Here is an 18,552-nt window from a genome sequence, read left to right on the forward strand (position 1 = left end):
ATGTCCGGCCGAACACGGTGGGTGAGCCAACCGCTGAGCAGTGCATTGGCCTCCGCAGCGGGATAGGGCACCGAGCCGTCTACGCGTATCGCGCAAGCCGGCGGCTGCGGGACAAGACGCTGAGCGAGAGACATGACGACGTCGGTCTCGGTGATGCCGGGCCGAATCATCCCGATGCGCTCCGCATCGGCCCCGGGACGCAGGCCGTGCTCCAGGTACAGGTCCGGTCGAGTACCGAGGTCATCGAAGACGTCCCGGTAACGACTGATCGCGCCGAGCCAGGCATCCACGCCTGCAGCGTGCTCAGGCCACATGCACACCGTCACACCGTTTCGAGTTCCGCAGCTCTCGGCTGTCGATTCGCGGGCTTCGGTCAACTGACCGTCAGAGCTGTGGATGAGCGATACGCCGGCGACACCGACCACGAGGGCGACTACCGCCAGGGAAACGCTGTGGACGACGCGTGGGAGAGCGAGGGCGGCCAGTGCGATGACTGCCAGAGCGGTGACCCACAACCACTGCCCGGCAACGGTGCTCAGGACCGGTTGGGCGGAGACCTCACAACACTGCCGGTCCACCGCGCTGAGACGAGCGAGCAGCGGGTTGTCGCTGCTCGATCCGTAGGCGAGCACGACCCAGACCACTGCGGCGACGATCGGCGCTGCGAGATATCGCGGGAGGTGATGTCCGGCAGCAGAGCCGATGAACGCCGCAGTGATGACACAGAGCGGTCCTAGTAGCACCACCGACCAATAAGGACTGCTCTGGCCCTGCACGTCCGAGGCCATGACAGTGAACGTGGTGGCCCAGCCGGCCAAGCCCGCCAAGATCGCGCCGACGGAGTTGAGCACCAACCACGGCAGGGGTGAGCGCGGGTAGGTCCGGATCAGCGAGGTCGAGGCGGTACGCCGGTCGCGCGAGGAGTCCCAGGCGGCCAGGGCAGCGGTCAACGGCACGAGCAGGACCCCATGCTGCTGCAACTGCCCCGACGTCCAGCCCCAGTCGGGCGACCAGCCACCGCGCGTTCCGGCGAAGAAGCCGAGCAAGATCATCGCCGGGATCGCGACAGGGCCGCTTCCGCGTCGCAGGGCGATCAGCAAGGGGCTCACTGGTCATCTCCCGCCGGGACCAATGCCTCGTAGGCGGTGTCGATGTCGGTCGCACGCCAGTCCTGTGTGCCGGTCAACCTCTCGATAGTGCCGTCGAAACGCACGACCCCCTCGTTGATGACCACAACTCGATTCGACGTCGCGGCCACGTCCTCGGTCAGATGCGTGCTCAAGATCACCGTCCGCTCCTGCCCGAGAGCGGAGACCAGTCGTCGAAGACCTCCGCGTTGCCGGGGGTCGAGCCCGACGGTGGGTTCGTCGAGCAGCAGCACGTGCGGCTGGTTCACGATCGCCTGAGCAATACCGACACGGCGGTGCATGCCACCCGACAACTGGGAGATCTTCACGTCCTTCTTGCCGATCAGGTCCACGGCGTGAAGTGCCGTGTTCACGGCGTCTTTTCGCTGCTTGCGTGGGACGAGTCTCTGCCAGGCCGTCAGCGTCAGGAACTCCGCCACCGTCAGGTTGCCGGGCAACGTGAAAACCTGCGGGAGAAAACCGAGCTGGCGGCGATATTCCCTCGTATTTCGAGCGCTGTTGAGACTGCCGAGTGCAAGCGAACCGGACTGCGCCTTCAGGGCAGTGGAGAGAAGGCCGAGCAAAGTGCTTTTCCCGGCGCCGTTGGGCCCCAGTACGGCCGTTACGCCAACAGGAAATTCGACGTCCACTTCGTGTAGCGCGGTGACGCTACCGTAGTGATGCGAGACCCCCACGACCCGCACAATGTCGCTCAATGAACCGCACCCTTTTCGTAAAACGCGTCGTGATGATGACGGACTCTAGCGCACGATCATCATCACGACGCGTTCGCCTTGTGTCAGCCCGGGTAGTTGGTGTTGCCGCTGGCGTTCATGTTGAGGTTGCCCGGCGTCGATCCGACCGAGAAGTAGTAGCGGCCGTTGCTGTGGGTCCAGCTCCTGCTGCCGCCGTAGGTCGACCCGCCGTTGGCCGCGCATGAGTAGCCCTGAGAACCGCGATTGATGTCAGGCTGCCACGCCAGGTTCTCCCACAGCACCAGGCTCGTGGAGCTGTAGGCCGTACCCAGGTTGTACTGCGAGCCACACGAGTCGACGCGAATGGTGGTGGTGCCTGAGGCCGTGTCCCAATAGCTGGACTCGAATCCACTCAGCACCCCGGTCATGCCCCATCCGCGATCCGCGGCCAAAGCCGGGGCTGCGAAGCCGAGCATCAACGCCGACGTGCCCACAAGAGCAGCGACAGTTCGTTTGTGCAACACGAAAATCCCCCAATGGAGTCGTGGTCAACAACACGACCTTTTCAGCAAGATCCTCCTTCTTCAAGACTCCATACGGGTGCGAGCCCCATCCCGACCGCGATGAATGACTTGTGTCACAGTGTGTTCAAGTGCGGGATTGGATGAACATTGCACTGTTCAACTGTTCCGTCCAATTTCTTATCTCGCTGCCAGTCTGAATATGATCTGTCTTTGCGCAAACCCCTCTGTCTAGATGTCGCTCCGCAGTGAGTGAAGAAAACGCGGAGCTTCTCATTCTGCGGCGCGAGAGCACTGCGCTTCGTCGCCAGTTGGCGGGCTCGGTCCGCTACGAGCCAGCGGACCGATTCTGGTTCCTCTCGCTATTCAGGCTGGTACATCGTTCGCGCTGGAGCGACGTCCTCCCTGTCACGCCCGGCACGGCGCTGGGCAGGCATGGCAGATTCGTCGCACTGGAAGTGGGGCTGCACCACGCGACGCCGTACCGGACGCCCACCCCGGCGATCAAGGTGGTCTGCAAGTTGCTGTCTGCTCCGGCGGAGCTGTCAGCTCAGGATGCGGAGGTTGTTGTGCTGAAGCACGACAACGTCGTGCTTCGGCGGCAGTTGCCCGGTCCGGGTCGTCACGAGCCCGCGGACCGGTTCTGGTCCGCCTCGCTGTCGAGTCCGGTGCGTCGACCGCGCTGGCAGGACGTCTTCCCGGTTATCCCTGGCACGGTGCTCGGCTGGCACCGCAGGCCATCGCCCGGAAGTGAGATCGCACCGCGCATCGGCGAACCGGGCGTCCCTCAACCGCAGCAGCAGCGCCCAGGATCGGCGCATGATCTTGACGGCTCTGGGTGTCGACCGGTTCGCAAGCGGCTCCTCGGTGAGGTGATCAACGAGTACCGATATGCAGCTTGAGGTGCAGCGCGGTTCCGCTTCGGGCATCGCCAACTGCTCGTACAGCTCCACCGCGCGTTCGTAGTGTTCACGTGAGCCGGTGAGCAGGGTGACGTCGTCGGTGGCCTCTTCCAGCCCGTTGAGCACGTAAAGCTCGCCGGTTCGATCGCCGAGTTCCCGGAACATCGCGAGCGCCTGGGTGTGCGCCTGCACCGCCCGATCGCGCTGACCCCATCGGATCACCCACGGCGTTGCGGCTGACCACAACGGCAAAGTGCAACGGGCTCATCTGTCGGGGAACAGTGCCCTCGCCAGAGCGGCGAGTTCGCGCATCTGCTCACGGTCGGCCTGCTCCGCACCGCTGATGCCCTGTTCCTCTGCATCGGGCTGGTCGGATCCAGCTGCGCGTGCCTCGACTGCGGCGCGCAGTGCGCGGCCCTTCGCCTCCTGCGTGGCGGCGTTGGTGGCGGCCTCCTCGGCCTTGTCGGTGGCCAGGTCAGCGCGTGCCTCGGCGCTCTGCACGGCCTGCCGGTTGACCTCCCGGCCGAACAGCCAGCCGACGGCGGTGAACACGAGCGCTTCCACCGCACCGAACAGGTAGACGTAGCGCGACCAGGTTCCGTCGGTGGCAGTGCCGGCCTTTCCGATGAGGTAGGCCACCAATCCGGCGAATCCCAGCAGCAACGCGATTGCGACGATCACCGCCGCGACGCCGCGGATGCGTTCTGTTGCACCGTCCTCGCTTCCATTGCTGGTGGTGTCCTGGACCATGGCTGTTTCCTCCCGGCTACGGGTCTGGCCCAAGTAAGCCCGACCGGAATGTGGCATGCCATTACCTGTTGGGGTGTCACTCGTTCGATCGATCGCTATCGTCGATGCGGGGATGGTGAGTGGTAACTCCAGATCATCCAGCTGGAGCCAGCTGTCGCGGATCCAGTTATGCGATGACGTCGGCGGTGGCCCGGTCGTAGTCCGCGAGCACCAGAAGCCGACGGTGACCTTGCGTGTTCGAGCAAATCGCGCACGACTCACTCGTCGATGACGAGGCCTTCGTCGCGGTGCAGGGCCTGCGGGTGGCGAAGCCTGGCGGGGTTCGGCGCTATCTGGTGGCGGGGCTCGTCGTGTGGGCTGTGGTCGGCGGACGGATGGGCACTTGGGTTCATGGGGCTAGCGGGCTATCGGTGCAGGCATGTCTTCACCAGCGCCAAGCGACGTTCCGACAGCGCACCGCGGAACCTCCGTGTCCGAGAAAATCACCTGCTCCAGGCGCTTCCACGTCTACTCCTACGGACCGCTGGATCCCGTGGAGGAAGGTGTGGGCAAGGAGTTGATCGATCTTTCATCGCTAAGTTCTAGCCGACTGGGGCCAACAACTTTCGCGGCGACGTGTTCGACCGCGCGCTGATCCGGATTCAGGCCCATCTGCGGCAAGCGCTGCGTGAGTACGAGAGGACTGCAACGAGCATCGCGCCCACCGATCACTCGCCGCTGCAGCATCCTCAAGGGTCCGATCGAGGCCTCCCAAACCGATCAGATCAAACGCATCACCGTCGATCGGCGTGACCGTCTTGGGACATCCACGAGTATCACCATGCGTCTTGAACTGCATGGACGTAGTTTTCGGCACGCACAGGTCCACAAGCGACCCATCTCGGCAGACACGCCGCGAAGCGAGCTCAAGATCAGAACGAGTACAGGTATGCCGCTTGAGCTGCAGCGATGACGCTTCGAGCGGCACACGTTCCAGCGACGTGGCTCGCCGGGCGGCCGTGTGAAAGGCCGCCGGACCGGGGCGGCCCTCGCCGCCAAGAGGTTCGTGCCCATCGAGCCGTGTCCGGCACCCGGCCAGAACCTACGGTGCCGTGGCCAGCAATGCCCGGAGCGGTTCCGCTTCGGGCATCGCCAACTGCTCGTACAGCTCCGCCGCCCGTTCGTAGTGCTCACGCGAGTCGAGTGCGCGACCGAGGCCGGCGTGGGCTCGTGCCTGCTGGTCGACGGAGCTGAGCTCCGTGGCCAGGGCCAGGGCCTCGGTGAGCAGGGTGACGTCGTCGGTGGCCTCTCCCAACCCGTTGAGCGCGTAGAGCTCGCCGGTCCGATCGCCGAGTTCCCGGAACATCGCGAGCGCCTGGGTGTACGCCTGCACCGCCCGATCGCGCTGACCCCATCGTGAGTAGAGCAGGCCGAAACCCTGAAGGCACCACGCCTCGGAGTCGACGTCGCCGCGCTGCCGGTGGATGTCCAGGATTCTGGTGAAGTGTTCGAGCGCCGAGTCGTAGCGGCCCAGTTCGATCTCCACCGACGCCAGGCCGCTGATCGCCCAGGCCTCACCGTCCACATCGCCCATCTCCGCGTACAGGCGCTGGGCCTGTTCGAGGTGTCGGGCGGCTGACGGGTTGAGACCCAGTCGTTCTTCGACCGCGCCGAGGTTGACCAGGGCGTGGGCCTCCACGGCCTGATCGCCGGTGGCCTCGTTCAGCTCCAAGGCCCGGTAGTAGTGGTCGGCGGCCTCACGGAACCGGCCGAGCCTGGTGCCGGTGACTCCGAGGAGGACCAGCGTGCGGATCTCGCCGTCGCGGTCGTCGGTGGTGCGCAGCAGCTCCGCGGCTTCCTCCAGGACGGGAACGGCCTCCTCCGGCCTGCCCAGTTCGAGCAAGGCAGCGGTGACGTCGTGGAGCGTTCTGGCGGTCAGGACGGGATCTGCGAGCGAGCGCGCGGCGGAGAGAGCCCTGGTGCTCATCGCCAGCGCGGTGCTCCAGCGGTCGCGGTTGAGGTGCCGGAACACCGTCAGCGACAGCTGTACCGAGTGCAGCGGTTCACCGACCTCGACGGACGTGACCAGTGCCGGGTGTTCCGCTTCCAGCCATGTCAGAGCAGCGTCCGGGTCAGTGAGATCGGGCGTCGCGGTTTTGGCCGCGTCCACCCGCGGACGGCGGCGGGTGTCCCCGGGATAGCAGACATCCATGGCCAGTGAGGCGGTGGCCAGCAGGTAGTCGGCCAGGTTCCCGCGGGCGGCCTGCCGCACCGAGGGCGGGTCCTCGTCGGACGCCCGCCCGGACGCGTACTCGCGCACCAGGTCGTGGAAGGAGTACCGCCCTGACGCGCACCGGAGGAGGTGGTCGCGACACAGGCCCTCCAGGTGGACGCGGGTCTCGTCCAGGTCCCGGCCTGTCAGCGCGGCGGCACTGTACTCGTCGAACTCGCCGGTCGGGTGCAGTGCGACCAGCCGGAGGACCCTGCGCCTGTCCTCTGGCAGCCGCTGGTACGAGGCGTCCAGCGCGAGCTGGACACCGTCGTCGAGTCGCTGTCGCTGATACCGGTCGTCGAGGCGGTCCGCGTGGTCGGTGAGCGTCCAGCCCTCCACCGCGCGGATGTGCCCGACGATGAGGGTGAGCGCGAGCGGCAGGAAACCGCACCGTTCCGCGATGCGGGACAACGCCTTCGGGTCGTTGCCCAAGGACAGATGACCGACCGCGTGCTCCAGGAACGCGACCGCTTCGGCAGCGGTGAACACGGCCAGCTCCAGATGGGTGACGGCGGGCAAACCCGTCAGGCTGCGCCGGCTCGTGATGATCGCGACGCTGCCCGGTGCGCCGGGCAGCAGGTGCCGCACCTGTTCCTCGTCGGCGGCGTTGTCCAGCACCACGAGCACACCCGCGGCCCGTTCGCGGTAGGCGCCGACCAGCGACGGCAGGTCGTGGGGAACCTCGGTGCCAGGCATGCCGAGCAGCCGCAGAAACCCGTCCAGCACCGCGTTCGGAGCCGCCGGTGGCAGTTTCGGGTCGAATCCCCGCAGGTCCACGAACAGCACGCGCGAATGCGCGCCGGCGAGCCGGGCCGCCGCACGGAGCGCCAGCTGGGTCTTCCCGACCCCGGCCATGCCTTCGAGCGCGGAGATCACGACCGACCCGCCGGCCACCGTCTCGCGCAGCCGCGCCAGTTCGGTCTCCCTGCCGACGAAACCCGGTTCCCCGCCGGGTAGTTCGTCGTGGACGCGCACCTGAGCGGCCATGACGACCTCACCGGCCACCGCCCGCAACGCCTGGCGCCACTGGGCGATGTAGCCCTGGTCGGAGTGCAGCGCCCGCACGATCGCGATCACCAGGTCGGCGTTGAGCCGCTTGCGCCCCGACCGGAAGCAGTCGACCACCGTCGTCTTGCGCGCCATCTCGGCTTCCGGACGACCTTCGCGCGCCCACTCGGCGTTGATACCCGCGGTGATCCGCTCGTAGGAGGGCGCTCCCGCCCACACCTTCAACGACCGCAGCTGCTCCACCAGGTCGTCGAACGTCGCGGCCTGCCCGGGATCCGGCAGAGGGACAGGTGCGGGGCACATGAACCCTCACCCTAGTGACGCAGCGGCACGCGGCGTTCGGATTCGGTCGGATTCAGCCTTCCGGTGCCGCCGGGTCGGCATCTTCGTTCACGACGGAGGGGCGCACACCGCCTCTCCACACTAAGAGGGGAACGGCAACACCATGAAGAAGATCGCATCCGTCCTCGCCGCCGTGGGGGTGGCCGGGGTCTCGCTCGTCGCGGCCGAAGGTGTCGCGAACGCGGCCTGCACGTACGACCACGCCTGCATGTACTCCGCGTCGGACTACAAGGGTCTCAAGCGCGATGACGGCTACAGCAGGCCGAACTGGGGCCAGGTCACCTACAACGGCACGAGCATCGCGCTGTACCGCGGCGACGGCTCGCAGCAGAACGTCAGTTCCATGGAGAACAGGGACGAGAACTCGTACATCGCCGTCTACTACAACTCGAACTACGCGGGTCCGTGCTTCCGGATCCGCCCGAACGGCAAGGTGCCGAACTTCCAGTCCGTCAAGTTGCCCAATGGCGACGCCAACGACCGGATGAACTCGCACAAGTTCAACCCGAGCAACTGCCAGACGGGCACCATCTACGGCTGATCAGCGGCGGCGGCACCGTCACCGACGGGGCCGCCGCACCGCACAGGGGGAACTGTGAAACGAGCACACGCGATCTGGCTGATCACCGCCGCCGTGGTCGCGGCGGCTGGCGCGATCACGCTGGTCGACCGGTTCGAGGTCGCTGCCGCGCCGCCTGCGGTGAGCGAGGTTCGGCCGGTGCACTCCGCGATGGAAATCACCCTTCCGTTCGACCGCTACCAGCACTCGCCGGCCGACCTGACCACGATCGACCGCGCCACCGCCGTGCTGGCGAGGCGGTGCCTGAACGACTTCGGCCAGGCCTGGTCACCACCGGACCCGCCACCGCTGCCCGCGAGCACCGGTTCCTCCCGGTACGGCCTCGTCGACCCCGACCGGGCGGCCAGGTCGGGCTACCACCCGGTGGACAACACACCGCGGCAGCCGGGGGACCGGCCGGAGGCCACGCCCGAAGCGATGATGATCTACACGGGCAAGGGTACGACGTCCATCGGCGGCAAGCGCATCCCCGAGGGCGGTTGCCTGGGCCAGGCACGCCGCGAGCTGGAACGGGGAGTGCCCGCCGCGATCCCGGCCGCCGAGCTCATCCGCCTCGACCAGGAGACGTTCGAGCAGGCGCAACGGGACGACCGGGTGCGTCAGGCGATGACGAACTGGCGGAGCTGCATGGCCGCCTCCGGCTACGGCTACGCCGATGTGTGGGCGGCCAACAACGACATCCGCTGGGAGTCGGAAACGCCGTCGCAGGTGGAGATCGACACCGCCACGACCGACGTGACCTGCCGTCAGCGCACCGAGCTCGTCGGCACCTGGCTCGCCGTCGAGACCGCGTACCAGCGCCAGGCCGTCACGGAGTGGGCGGCGCAGTTCGACGCGCTCGACCGCGGGATGCGGGTGCGCGTCGGCAACGCGACCGGAGTGCTCGCGACCCGGCTGAACACGCAGGTACTTCCGACATGAACCGAGAAGCAGGAGATCTGATGAGGGTGTTCCACAGATTCACCGTCGCGGCGTTGATGGGCGCGCTGCTCAGCGTGTCCTTCGGCGCGGCCACAGCGTCCGCGGCGACAGCCCGCAACGGGGTGTGCGAGGCGGGCGAGTTCTGCCTCTACTACAACAGCGACCACCAGGGCTCGCTCTCCGATTTCACCACCTCGATTCCCGACTACGGCGACTCGCAGCCGAGCTGCTACGAGTTCAAGAGCGCGGGCAACGGCCAGGGCTTGTGCGTGAAGAACGAGGCAGCCGCCGCCTGGAACCGCACGAGCGGTCCGGTCACGGTGTACTACAACAGCGAGTACGGCGGTTCCAAGCAGACCATCGCGGCAGGCGGCAAGGTCAACCTGAACGCAAGCCTCAAGAACGAGAACGCCTCCCACCGGCTCAACGACAGCGGGGGCGGCGGCGGTGGCGATCCCACCTACTCGGCACCGCCGAACAACCCGCATCCGTCGGCGACCACCCGGGCGCCCAGCGCGACGGCCCGCACCCAGTTCGTCGACGACCAGATCGCACGACTGACCGGTGAAAAGCAGTGCTGGGTCGGCGACTACCGTCCGAGCCAGCCCTCGACCAGCAACCACAACACCGGCAACGCGCTCGACTGCACGATCTCGAGCGCGATCGGCTCCTACCCGTCCGAGGCGCAGAAGGCGCAGGGCTGGAAGCTGGCCTACTGGCTGCAGAAGTACGCCGCCGCGCTCGACGTCCGGTACGTGATCTGGCAGGGCAAGATCTGGAGCGTCGCCCGCGCTTCCGAAGGTTGGCGCACCTACACCGGCGGTTCCGGGGTGACCGGCGGTCACTACGACCACGTGCACGTGTCGATCCAGAACCCCTACGGCGACTGAACGACATGGCACGCTGACCAGGTGAGAGGCGAAGCCCAGGTGGCTTCGCCTCTCACCTGCCGCACGAGTTCGTGCGCTCTACGACTCGAACCACCCATCGACTGGTTCGAGGACACCCCGCGCTGTCTCGGGTATCGAGCAGGATCCGGACGGCTCCACCAGGAACGTCTGCCTCGCGATCAGGGAACACGTGCTGGACAAACAACTCCAGTTCGGGGAGCTCATCGCGGAGTGGTCAGACCCGCAAGGACTTCTCGGCGAGGTGCTCGCTCAATCCGACAGTGGACGTCGCGACCGCCAGTGACTGCGGTTCGAGCCTGCGCGGCAGCCCCAGCAACTGGCCGTCCGGCAGGCCGATGTCGAACATCTGGAAGGAGTTGTACCCGGCGGCCCAGTGCACGACGTCGTCGGTGAGCATCCAGCGTGCCTTGTGCTCCGCCTTCAGTCTTACCCGGGTGTCGGCCCTGTCGTTGAACGACTTGTGCAGGAATTCCATGATCTCCGTCGCGTCGTCCCCCTCCGGACGCAGCCCCGCCCGGACCGCCGCTCGATGTCCATGGTGGAGCATGATCGCAGACACCGTGGGAACGCTCCCGTGCAGGAATGGGGCCGTCGAGAACACCACAGCGTCGAAACGACGTGAACATGCGGTGCGACGCCACAGGATGTGGACCTGCTCGACCAAGCGCTGGCAGAGTTTCGCGCGGAACGCTGGGCGTCGGGTCGGCGAACTTCGGTCCGCCGACCCGACGCCTGCACTGCCGACGCTGCTGCCGGAACCGTTCCAGCGCCGACGATTGCCAGCACCGGTCGTCGGGTTCTCTCGCCAGACGGGACTTGGTCGGTCCGCACCGGAACGGTGTCCCGCGGCAGCACGCGCATCGGTTCGGTCTGCACGACTTCGACGGTGTGCGAGGCGATGGCGACCTCGTCACCTTCGATGCCGCATCGCGTTCAGCCGCTGGTCCGATCGGAGGCCCGGCCGCGGTCATCCCTGCCCCCGGCCCGGCCGGGGGAGGAGCCGCCGGGCATCCACTCCGGAATCGGCGCGTAGGCGTGCAGGTCGTGCGCCGGTACCACGTGGATGCGGCCGGCGAGGGCGATGATGCGCAGGAGGCTGTCGCGCACCTTCGCGGGCTGCACGTCGGCCAGCATTCGCAGCAGCCCCGGTCGTTCCGCCCGGAGCGTCACCCCTTCGGTCTGCCAGGTCAGGTCGCCGATGAAGGCGAATCGGCGGTCGCCGGGCAGGGTGACGAACACGATGACGGAGCCGTCGGTGTGGCCGCCGGCCTCGACGATCACGACCGAACCGTCGCCGTGGACGTCGTGGCTGGCAGGGAATCCCAGGTACGGCGGGCCGTCGAAGGTGTAGCGGTGGACCTGGCGCCGACTCACGATGCCGCGGAACACCGCGGCGCCCTTCGAGCGGTCGACGTAGCGGGCCTCGGCCGCGTTCATCCAGATCGGTACGTCGAGGTCGGCCAAGCCGCTCACGTGGTCCCAATGGGCGTGGGTGATGACGACGCCGCGCAGTCGCGTCAGGTCGTAGTCCCCGGCTCGCAGCTGGTCCTGGACCGTCGCGCCGAGCTGGTGCGGTGTCCGCTGGAACGACGGCATGGCCGCGATGTGCGCCTCGACGTCCGAGCCGAACCCGGCGTCGATCAGCAGGTCGCCGGCGGGGTGCTGGACGAGCACCGCGGTGGCCGCGAACTTGCGCAGGTCGCCGAACGAGCCACCGCGGTAGGCCAGGGCCGCGCGGTTGTCGTACGTTCCGGTGGGGAGTTGGTGGATCGCCATGTCCGGCGGCGGTGACGCGTCGGGCAGCGGGCCGGTCCACGGTCGCGGGGCGGGCAGGGGTGAGGGGCGGAACGACCGGATCGCGGCGAGCGCGGCGGCGGTGACCGCGATCGCCACACCGATCCACACGTAGGTCATGGGGCGTCGTGCCTTTCTGCGAAGAAGGTGTGGATCTCCTCTGCGGCCACCGAGGTGAGCGCCTGTCCCACGTACAGCGACAGCAGAACGGTGAGGACTTCGAGCGCCGCCTGGTCGAGCCCGGCCCGGACCGCGCGTTCCAGGTGGGTGGTGAGCCGGCCGCCGCGCACGCCCGCGCAGATCAGTGCCGTGATGATGGCGACGCTGCGGCTGCGGTCGTCGAGCGACGGGTCGTGCCAGGCAGGTCCTCCGGCCGCGAGGACTGCCTCGTCGGCGAAACGTCGTCCGACCCGGTCCGCGAACACGGCACGCAGCTCGCCGGTGCTGACGCCGAACGTCTCGGCGTAGACGGCGGTACCGCGTGCGGTCCGCTCGGTGTGCTCGTCGTGGTTCACCCTTCGAATTCGACTCGGAGATCGTGCCGCGGTCCAACACCGGATCCGAACGAGCGATACCTTCAGGGTATGGTCGCCGGGTGGATCTGCGTTCCCTCGGCTACTTCGTCGCGGTGGCGGAGGAGCTCAACGTGGGCAGGGCCGCGGCTAGGCTGCACATCTCCCAGCCCCCGCTGAGCAGGGCGATCCAGCAACTGGAACGAGAGCTGGGCGTGGAGCTGTTCACGCGTTCGGCTCGCGGGATGGCCCTCACCCGGGCAGGTCGAACGCTGCTGCCGGAGGCGCGCGAGGTGCTGGCGCGAGTCACGTCACTGCCGTCGCTGGTGTCGCAGGTCGCCGAACCGCGCACGATCACGATCGGGACGCTCGCGGACAGCGTGGACCGTGCGGGCGACGGGTTGATCGACGCGTTCCGCGCCCGGTACCCCGGCCTCGAGATCCGCATCGTCGAAAGCGATCTCACCGACCCGACGGCGGGCGTCGGCCACGGTCTGGTCGACGTCGCCGTCACCCGAGGCCCGTTCGGCTCCGTCGGGGTCGTCACCGCCGAGATCCGCCGCGACCCGGTCGGGGTCCTCGTGCGGGACACCGACCCGCTCGCGTCCAGGGACCGGGTCCGGGTGGAGGAACTGCGCGACCGCCGGTGGTTCCGCCTGCCGGACATCACCGACCCGCTCTGGGCCGGCTACTGGTCAGCAGGCCGCGATCCGGCGAACACGACCGACACCGTAGTGCGGACGGTGCGCGAGTGCGTCCAGGCCGTGCTGTGGTCAGACGCCGTCGGGCTCGCTCCGCTCACGATCAGCAGGGCGCCGGGCACAGTCGTGGTCCCGGTGGACGGCGTCGCGCCCAGCCCTCTGGTCGTCGCGTGGCGGCAGCGCGACCGCAGGCCGCTCGTGCAGGGCTTCGTCGACGTCGCGACGACCATCGCGCGACAGAGGGACAGGTAGGTCCGGACGGAGACCGCGAAGCACCTCGGCCGCGTTCAACACGGTGGTGAGCGGGGAGCGAGCCCGCGGCTGACGTCGCTCGCGAACCTTGCATCGCGCATCATGCGCTCGCTACTACGAACTCCACGCCATCGACACCAGGCGGAAAGCCCGGGATCAGCACTCGGCCGGGTGAGTGACCGAGCGCGTGTGGCACCGCAGACCCGGTTGAGTTGAACATCGCTGAATGGGGGAGCGGTGAGTCAAGGATCGCTGTTCAGACCGTGGCATCGGTCTCGTCACTCCGTCGAGCCCAGGAGGAAAGAAGGTCGTTCGTGAGTTCAGGGCGACGCCACCACGGTGATCACATCGTGCAGCCCACCGGCGGCGGCGCCGTCGCGGATTTGGTGGTCGTGCCCGGTCTCCTCCCGCGAACGAACGGTCAGTGGCTGCCGGTGAGTTCGCCGCTGAGGCTGTCGTGCATGGTCGCGCTCGGGGTGTTGAGGCCGATGATCTCGACCTTCTTGCCGCGAGCGGCGTACTTCGTGGTGATGGCGTCCAGCGCGGCGACGGAGGAGGCGTCCCAGATGTGGGCGGCGCCGAGGTCGATCACCACTCGCTCGGGATCGTTCGCGTAGTCGAACTGGTAGACGAGGTCGTTGCTGGAGGCGAAGAACAGCTCGCCGGTGACGGTGTAGGTGACCTGCCCGCCATCAGGAGCGAGCAGCGGGCTGACCGTGACCAGGTGCGCGACGCGGCGGGCGAAGATGACCATCGCGGTGATGGTGCCGACGATGACACCGATCGCGAGGTTGTCGGTGGCCACGACGACGGCGACGGTGATGACCATGACGCTGATCTCGCCGGTGGGCATGCGCTTGAGCGTGGCCGGGGCGATGGAGTGCCAGTCGAAGGTGCCGAAGGCGACCAGCACCATGACCGCGACGAGTGCGGCCATCGGGATGTCGGACACGACCGGGCCGAACACGATGCACAGGATCATCAGGAACGTGCCGGCCAGGAACGTCGACAACCGCGTGCGGGCGCCGGAGGTCTTCACGTTGATCATGGTCTGGCCGATCATGGCGCAGCCGCCCATGCCGCCGAAGAACCCGGTGACGACGTTGGCGATGCCCTGGCCGATCGACTCGCGGGTCTTGTTGGAGTGCGTGTCGGTGATGTCGTCGACCAGCTTGGCCGTCATCAACGACTCCATCAGGCCCACCAGGGCGAACGCGACCGCGTACGGCAGGATCAGAGTCAGGGTCGCCCAGGTGAACGCCACGTCCGGGATGCCGGGGACCGGCAGCGAGGAGGGAAGCGTGCCCTCGTCGCCGACGGTGGGCACGGCGATGCCGGCGCCGATGGTGAGCGCGGTCAGCGCGATGATCGACACCAGGGGAGCGGGCACGACCCTGGTGAGGCGCGGGAACAGCACCATGATCAGCAGCCCACCGGCGAACAACGGGTAGACCGCCCACGGCACGTCGACCAGTTGCGGCACCTGCGCGAGGAAGATCAGAATTGCCAAAGCGTTGACGAATCCCACCATGACGCTGCGGGGCACGAACCTCATCAGCCTCGCCACGCCCAGCGAGCCGAGCACGATCTGGATCAGCCCGCCGAGGATGACCGTGGCGATCAGGTAGCCGAACCCGTGCTCGCGCGCCAGCGGGGCCACGACGAGTGCGATCGCACCGGTCGCCGCCGAGATCATCGCCGGGCGGCCGCCGACGATGGAGATCACCACCGCCATCGTGAACGACGCGAACAACCCGACGCTGGGATCGACGCCGGCGATGATCGAGAACGAGATCGCCTCGGGGATCAGCGCGAGCGCGACCACCAGCCCGGCGAGGACCTCGGTGCGCAAGACCTTCGGCGACAGCCAGGAGGGACGCGTCAGCCGCGGCAGGGTGAACGTGGAGTTCGAAGACATGGTCAGCGATGTGCCTGTCGTGCTCAGGCCCGGTTCCACTGGGGGAGCGGGCGGGGTGATCAGGGTGCAGGAGGAAGGGCGAGCGTGCTCATGCCGCGCACGACGGCGGCGGAGGCCGTGGCGCCGGCTGGTGCGGCTGCTACCGGAGGTCTAGGGCGGGGGCGCGGGAAGCCGGTGACGCGGGGAAGAAGACACGCGGCGGCTCCTGGCTGAGATGATGGCGGAGGGGCGGTGCCGGTTCGCGATCCGCCCGGACCGCGGTCGACGTTGACCGGACTGCTCAGCACCGATCCAGACTCTACCCTTACGTTAAGGTAGAGGCAGTGGGAGGTCGCCCGAGTGTGAGTGGTGACACCGCAGCAATGACCGGAATGGACACCGCATGACGGGCGAGCACATGCAGATCGGCGAAGTCGTCGCCCGGACCCAGTTGTCCCAGCGCACCATCCGGCACTACGACGAAGTCGGTCTGGTGGTGCCCTCGGCGCGAAGCCAGGGCGGGTTCCGGCTCTACACCGAGGCCGACATCGCCCGGCTCATGGTCATCCGCCGCATGAAGCCGCTCGGCTTCACCCTGGACGAGATGCGTGAGCTCCTGGCAGCCACCGATCGCCTCGACAGCGACGAGCCGATCGAAGACAGCGAACACAGGTCACTCATCACCACGTTGCGCGCGTTCGAACATGCCGCACAGCAGCGCTGCGACGAGCTCCGCACCCAGCTCGAACGCGCCGAGGAATTCGCTGGAACCCTTCGTCAACGGTTGAGCGCAGCGCAGACCGGCCCGGCGCGGGCGTAGAGGATCGGAGCCAGGGCACCGTAGCTGTCCGGCAGAGCGAGGGGTGCAAGCAGTTGCCCTCGTCGCCGGCGGGGCGGTCCGAGGCCGGGTACATCGGTCAACTCGGGGACTCCAGCCCGGTTCCGCGACGCGATCGGCGATTTGCTGCTCCAGCGTCATCGTCGGTCGTCGCCTCGCCGGCGTGCCGTGTTCTCGGCCGGGTTGGCATCCCAGCCGCGCAGCCAGGCCTGCTGGATCGCGTCTGCCAGCCTGACAGCAGCTCACCCGCTGGGTCGACCGGCTCCGGCCCGGCCACCCGTGAAGTCCATGCGCAGGTCAGGCTGCTCGGTCTAGTTCTGGCACCCACACGTCCGGGTTGCCTGGCAGGCGGTGGTGGCGCACAGGACGCCGGTGGCTCCGGTGCTGACGGCGATGGCGCCGGTCAGCACGACCTGGTCGAGTCGGTTGCCGGTCAGGCGCAGGGACATGGCGCGGCCTCGCAAGCCCGGTAGGTGACGGCCGGCCGCAGGACGAACGCGATGACCTGGGCGGGAACCGAGTGGACGAGCAGCAGGACGAGCAGGCGACGCCCCGGCTCGCCGGTCAACGGACGACTGCTCCGATGATCGGGCGGAACACCGCCAGTGCGGTGGCGAGCGCGGCGTAGTACCCGACGAGCCAGACGAGCACCGCCAACGCGGTGACGCCCAGGACGTGAGCGGCGTGCTCGTAGGCGTTGTCGTCCAGGGACCCATCGGTCAACAGGCTCCTGGTCGTGAGCACCGCACAACGTTCGGCGTCGTCGAGGTCGTGCGGAACCTGACCGGTGATCAACTCGTCCAGCTGTTCCCGGGTCAGGCCGGCGGCCAGCGCGGGTGCGGTGTGAGAGGTCCATTCGAAGGCGCAGCGTCGGTGGGCCGCGGTGGTGAGGATGGCCAACTCCCGCATGCGTGGGGTCAACTCGGTGTCGGTGCGCAAGGCGGCTCCGACACCTTCCAGCGCTCCTCCTGCGTGCGGGGCGAGCAGCATGAGTCCGAACGGCCCGACCAGGGCACCGTCCACATCGGTCAGCGCAACGGCTCCCGCACGCGGACCGGTGGTGATGCGCTCGAACAGCTCGCGCTGTGCGGAGGTCAGGTCGGCGGGCAGCAGCCGGGGAACCCGGGGTGGCCCGCCGGGCCAATCCTGTGGTGCGGTCATCCCGCGATCCACCAGGTGCGCACCGCGGTGAACTCGCGCAGGCCCGCGGCGGCGAGCTCGCGGCCGTGTCCGCTGCGCTTGGTGCCGCCGAAAGGCAGCCGGGGATCCGAGGCCACCACGGCGTTGACGAACACGGCGCCGGTGGTGATCTTCCGGGCCAGGCGTTCCGCGCGATCGGTGTCCGCGGTCCAGATGCTCGCTGCCAGGCCGTAGTCGGTGGCGTTGGCGAGGTCGGCGAGTGCGTCGTCGTCCGCGGCGGTGGCGAGCGCGGCGACGGGGCCGAAGGTCTCCTCGTCGAACGCGACCACGCCGGGGCCGGTGCCGGAGAGGACCGTGGGCTCGTAGAAGTAGCCGTGGCTGTCGATCGGACTGCCGCCCAGCAGCAAGGTCGCGCCTTGGGCGACGGACTTCTCGACTTGGACGTGGAGTTGGTCGCGCAGGTCGGCACGGGCCAACGGGCCCATGTCGCTGAGGGCCGGGTCTCCGACCTTCAGCGCCCGTGCGCCGTCGACGAACTTGCGGGTGAACTCCTCGGCGATGGCGTTGTGGAGCAGGAATCGCTTGGCGCACACGCAGCTCTGGCCGGCGTTGGTGAAGCGGGAGCGCACGGCGGCGGCCGCGGCGGCGTCGACATCGGCGTCGTCGAGCACGACGAACGGGTCGGAGCCGCCGAGTTCGAGCACGGCCTTCTTGACCGCGCGTCCTGCCGCGGCGCCGACCGCCGCTCCGGCCCGGTTGCTGCCGGTGAGGGTGACGGCGGCGATGCGGTCGTCGGCGATGATCCGTTCACTGGTGGCGGGGACGTCGGGTTCGGCGATGACGAGAGTGCTGAGCGCGCCGTGCGGGAACCCGGCGCGGGCCAGGAGGTCCTGGATGGCGAGCGCGCTGCCGGTGACGTTGGGGGAGTGCTTGAGCAGTACGGTGTTGCCGGCGGCGAGGGTGGGGACGGCGAAGCGCATCACCTGCCACAGCGGGAAGTTCCACGGCATGACGGCGAAGACGACACCGAGCGGTTCGTAGCTGGTCCGGGCCCGCGCGCCGGGGCCGATGTCGACGGGTTCGTCGGCGAGGATGCGTTCGGCGTTGGCCGCGTAGTACTCGGCGGTGGTCGCGGACTTCTCGACCTCGCCCAGCGCCTCCGCGGTCGGCTTGCCCATCTCGGCGGTGATCAGCGCGGCCAGTGGGTCCCGGGAGGCGCGGAGCTCGTCCGCCAGGACGCGTAGGCGGGCGAGCCGGCGCTGCAGTGGAGTGGCGGCCCAGGTGTCCGCCGCGGAACGGGTCGCGGCGATCGCGGCGTCGACTTCGGCTGCGGTGAATGCCCGGTATTCGGCCAGGGGTGCGCCGCTGGCCGGGTTGATCGTGGTGATCGTGTTCATGGTGTGCTCCGGC

General features: G+C 68.2%; 18 protein-coding genes. 5 read left to right on the plus strand and 13 right to left on the minus strand.

Annotated features, from left to right (window positions below):
* The 6 genes from L6E10_RS34900 to L6E10_RS34925 form a co-directional block, all read right to left on the minus strand.
* Positions 1 to 1,109, minus strand: a 1,109-nt coding sequence (locus L6E10_RS34900; RefSeq protein ID WP_236224426.1) for a hypothetical protein, incomplete at its 3' end; no start/stop codon positions are given.
* Positions 1,106 to 1,843, minus strand: a complete 738-nt coding sequence (locus L6E10_RS34905) for an ATP-binding cassette domain-containing protein (RefSeq protein ID WP_236224427.1) — start codon at positions 1,841 to 1,843, stop codon at positions 1,106 to 1,108. The genes L6E10_RS34900 and L6E10_RS34905, both read right to left, overlap by 4 nt.
* An 83-nt stretch (positions 1,844 to 1,926) precedes the next feature.
* A complete protein-coding gene (locus L6E10_RS34910) occupies positions 1,927 to 2,250 on the minus strand; it encodes a hypothetical protein (protein ID WP_236224428.1) in 324 nt (107 codons plus the stop codon).
* 638 nt (positions 2,251 to 2,888) lie between these two features.
* The gene (locus tag L6E10_RS34915) at positions 2,889 to 3,437 is read right to left on the minus strand and encodes a hypothetical protein (RefSeq protein WP_236224429.1); all 549 of its coding nucleotides are present in this window, start codon (positions 3,435 to 3,437) and stop codon (positions 2,889 to 2,891) included.
* 72 nt (positions 3,438 to 3,509) lie between these two features.
* Positions 3,510 to 3,995: a hypothetical protein gene (locus tag L6E10_RS34920; protein WP_236224430.1), complete on the minus strand. Its 486-nt coding sequence runs from the start codon at positions 3,993 to 3,995 to the stop codon at positions 3,510 to 3,512.
* Between the two features lie 1,081 nt (positions 3,996 to 5,076).
* A complete protein-coding gene (locus L6E10_RS34925) occupies positions 5,077 to 7,557 on the minus strand; it encodes a tetratricopeptide repeat protein (protein WP_236224431.1) in 2,481 nt (826 codons plus the stop codon).
* A gap of 142 nt (positions 7,558 to 7,699) precedes the next feature.
* Here L6E10_RS34925 and L6E10_RS34930 point away from each other — a divergent pair, with 142 nt between their 5' ends.
* The 3 genes from L6E10_RS34930 to L6E10_RS34940 are packed head-to-tail and all read left to right on the plus strand — an operon-like array spanning position 7,700 to position 9,987.
* Positions 7,700 to 8,137: a peptidase inhibitor family I36 protein gene (locus L6E10_RS34930; RefSeq protein ID WP_236224432.1), complete on the plus strand. Its 438-nt coding sequence runs from the start codon at positions 7,700 to 7,702 to the stop codon at positions 8,135 to 8,137.
* 54 nt (positions 8,138 to 8,191) lie between these two features.
* Positions 8,192 to 9,097: a hypothetical protein gene (locus L6E10_RS34935; protein WP_236224433.1), complete on the plus strand. Its 906-nt coding sequence runs from the start codon at positions 8,192 to 8,194 to the stop codon at positions 9,095 to 9,097.
* A gap of 20 nt (positions 9,098 to 9,117) precedes the next feature.
* The gene (locus L6E10_RS34940; protein WP_236224434.1) at positions 9,118 to 9,987 is read left to right on the plus strand and encodes a peptidase inhibitor family I36 protein; all 870 of its coding nucleotides are present in this window, start codon (positions 9,118 to 9,120) and stop codon (positions 9,985 to 9,987) included.
* Between the two features lie 235 nt (positions 9,988 to 10,222).
* Here the strand turns inward: L6E10_RS34940 and L6E10_RS34945 are convergent, their stop codons facing one another.
* The 3 genes from L6E10_RS34945 to L6E10_RS34955 all read right to left on the minus strand — a co-directional run bounded on the left by L6E10_RS34945 (position 10,223) and on the right by L6E10_RS34955 (position 12,317).
* Positions 10,223 to 10,483 (minus strand): hypothetical protein, encoded by a 261-nt coding sequence (locus tag L6E10_RS34945; RefSeq protein ID WP_236224435.1) that lies wholly within the window; start codon positions 10,481 to 10,483, stop codon positions 10,223 to 10,225.
* Positions 10,484 to 10,941: 458 nt separating this feature from the next.
* Entirely contained in the window at positions 10,942 to 11,922 is a 981-nt protein-coding gene (locus L6E10_RS34950; RefSeq protein WP_236224436.1) for an MBL fold metallo-hydrolase, read from the minus strand.
* Positions 11,919 to 12,317, minus strand: a complete 399-nt coding sequence (locus L6E10_RS34955) for a hypothetical protein (protein ID WP_236224437.1) — start codon at positions 12,315 to 12,317, stop codon at positions 11,919 to 11,921. Before L6E10_RS34955 ends, L6E10_RS34950 begins: the two co-directional genes overlap by 4 nt.
* A gap of 80 nt (positions 12,318 to 12,397) precedes the next feature.
* Between L6E10_RS34955 and L6E10_RS34960 the strand changes: the two genes are divergently transcribed.
* Positions 12,398 to 13,267 carry a LysR family transcriptional regulator gene (locus tag L6E10_RS34960; RefSeq protein ID WP_236224438.1) on the plus strand — a complete coding sequence of 290 codons (870 nt, stop codon included), beginning with the start codon at positions 12,398 to 12,400 and terminating at the stop codon, positions 13,265 to 13,267.
* Positions 13,268 to 13,688: 421 nt separating this feature from the next.
* On the opposite strand, the gene L6E10_RS34965 is transcribed toward L6E10_RS34960, so the two are convergent.
* Entirely contained in the window at positions 13,689 to 15,185 is a 1,497-nt protein-coding gene (locus L6E10_RS34965; RefSeq protein WP_236224439.1) for a SulP family inorganic anion transporter, read from the minus strand.
* Between the two features lie 382 nt (positions 15,186 to 15,567).
* Here L6E10_RS34965 and L6E10_RS34970 point away from each other — a divergent pair, with 382 nt between their 5' ends.
* Positions 15,568 to 15,984 (plus strand): MerR family transcriptional regulator, encoded by a 417-nt coding sequence (locus L6E10_RS34970; RefSeq protein ID WP_236224440.1) that lies wholly within the window; start codon positions 15,568 to 15,570, stop codon positions 15,982 to 15,984.
* Positions 15,985 to 16,435: 451 nt separating this feature from the next.
* Here L6E10_RS34970 and L6E10_RS40530 read toward each other — a convergent pair whose 3' ends face one another.
* Genes L6E10_RS40530 through L6E10_RS34980 form a run of 3 tightly spaced genes read right to left on the minus strand, consistent with a single transcriptional unit; the run spans position 16,436 to position 18,539 of the window.
* Positions 16,436 to 16,570 (minus strand): hypothetical protein, encoded by a 135-nt coding sequence (locus tag L6E10_RS40530; protein WP_275677277.1) that lies wholly within the window; start codon positions 16,568 to 16,570, stop codon positions 16,436 to 16,438.
* Complete coding sequence (locus L6E10_RS34975; RefSeq protein ID WP_236224441.1) at positions 16,567 to 17,163, minus strand: carboxymuconolactone decarboxylase family protein; 597 nt, start codon at positions 17,161 to 17,163, stop codon at positions 16,567 to 16,569. The genes L6E10_RS40530 and L6E10_RS34975 overlap by 4 nt, the downstream gene beginning before the upstream one ends.
* A complete protein-coding gene (locus L6E10_RS34980; RefSeq protein ID WP_236224442.1) occupies positions 17,160 to 18,539 on the minus strand; it encodes an aldehyde dehydrogenase family protein in 1,380 nt (459 codons plus the stop codon). Before L6E10_RS34980 ends, L6E10_RS34975 begins: the two co-directional genes overlap by 4 nt.
* Positions 18,540 to 18,552: the final 13 nt, after the last annotated feature.

Source organism: Lentzea sp. CC55 (assembly GCF_021056325.1).
Classification (GTDB): Bacteria; Actinomycetota; Actinomycetes; order Mycobacteriales; family Pseudonocardiaceae; genus Lentzea; species Lentzea jiangxiensis.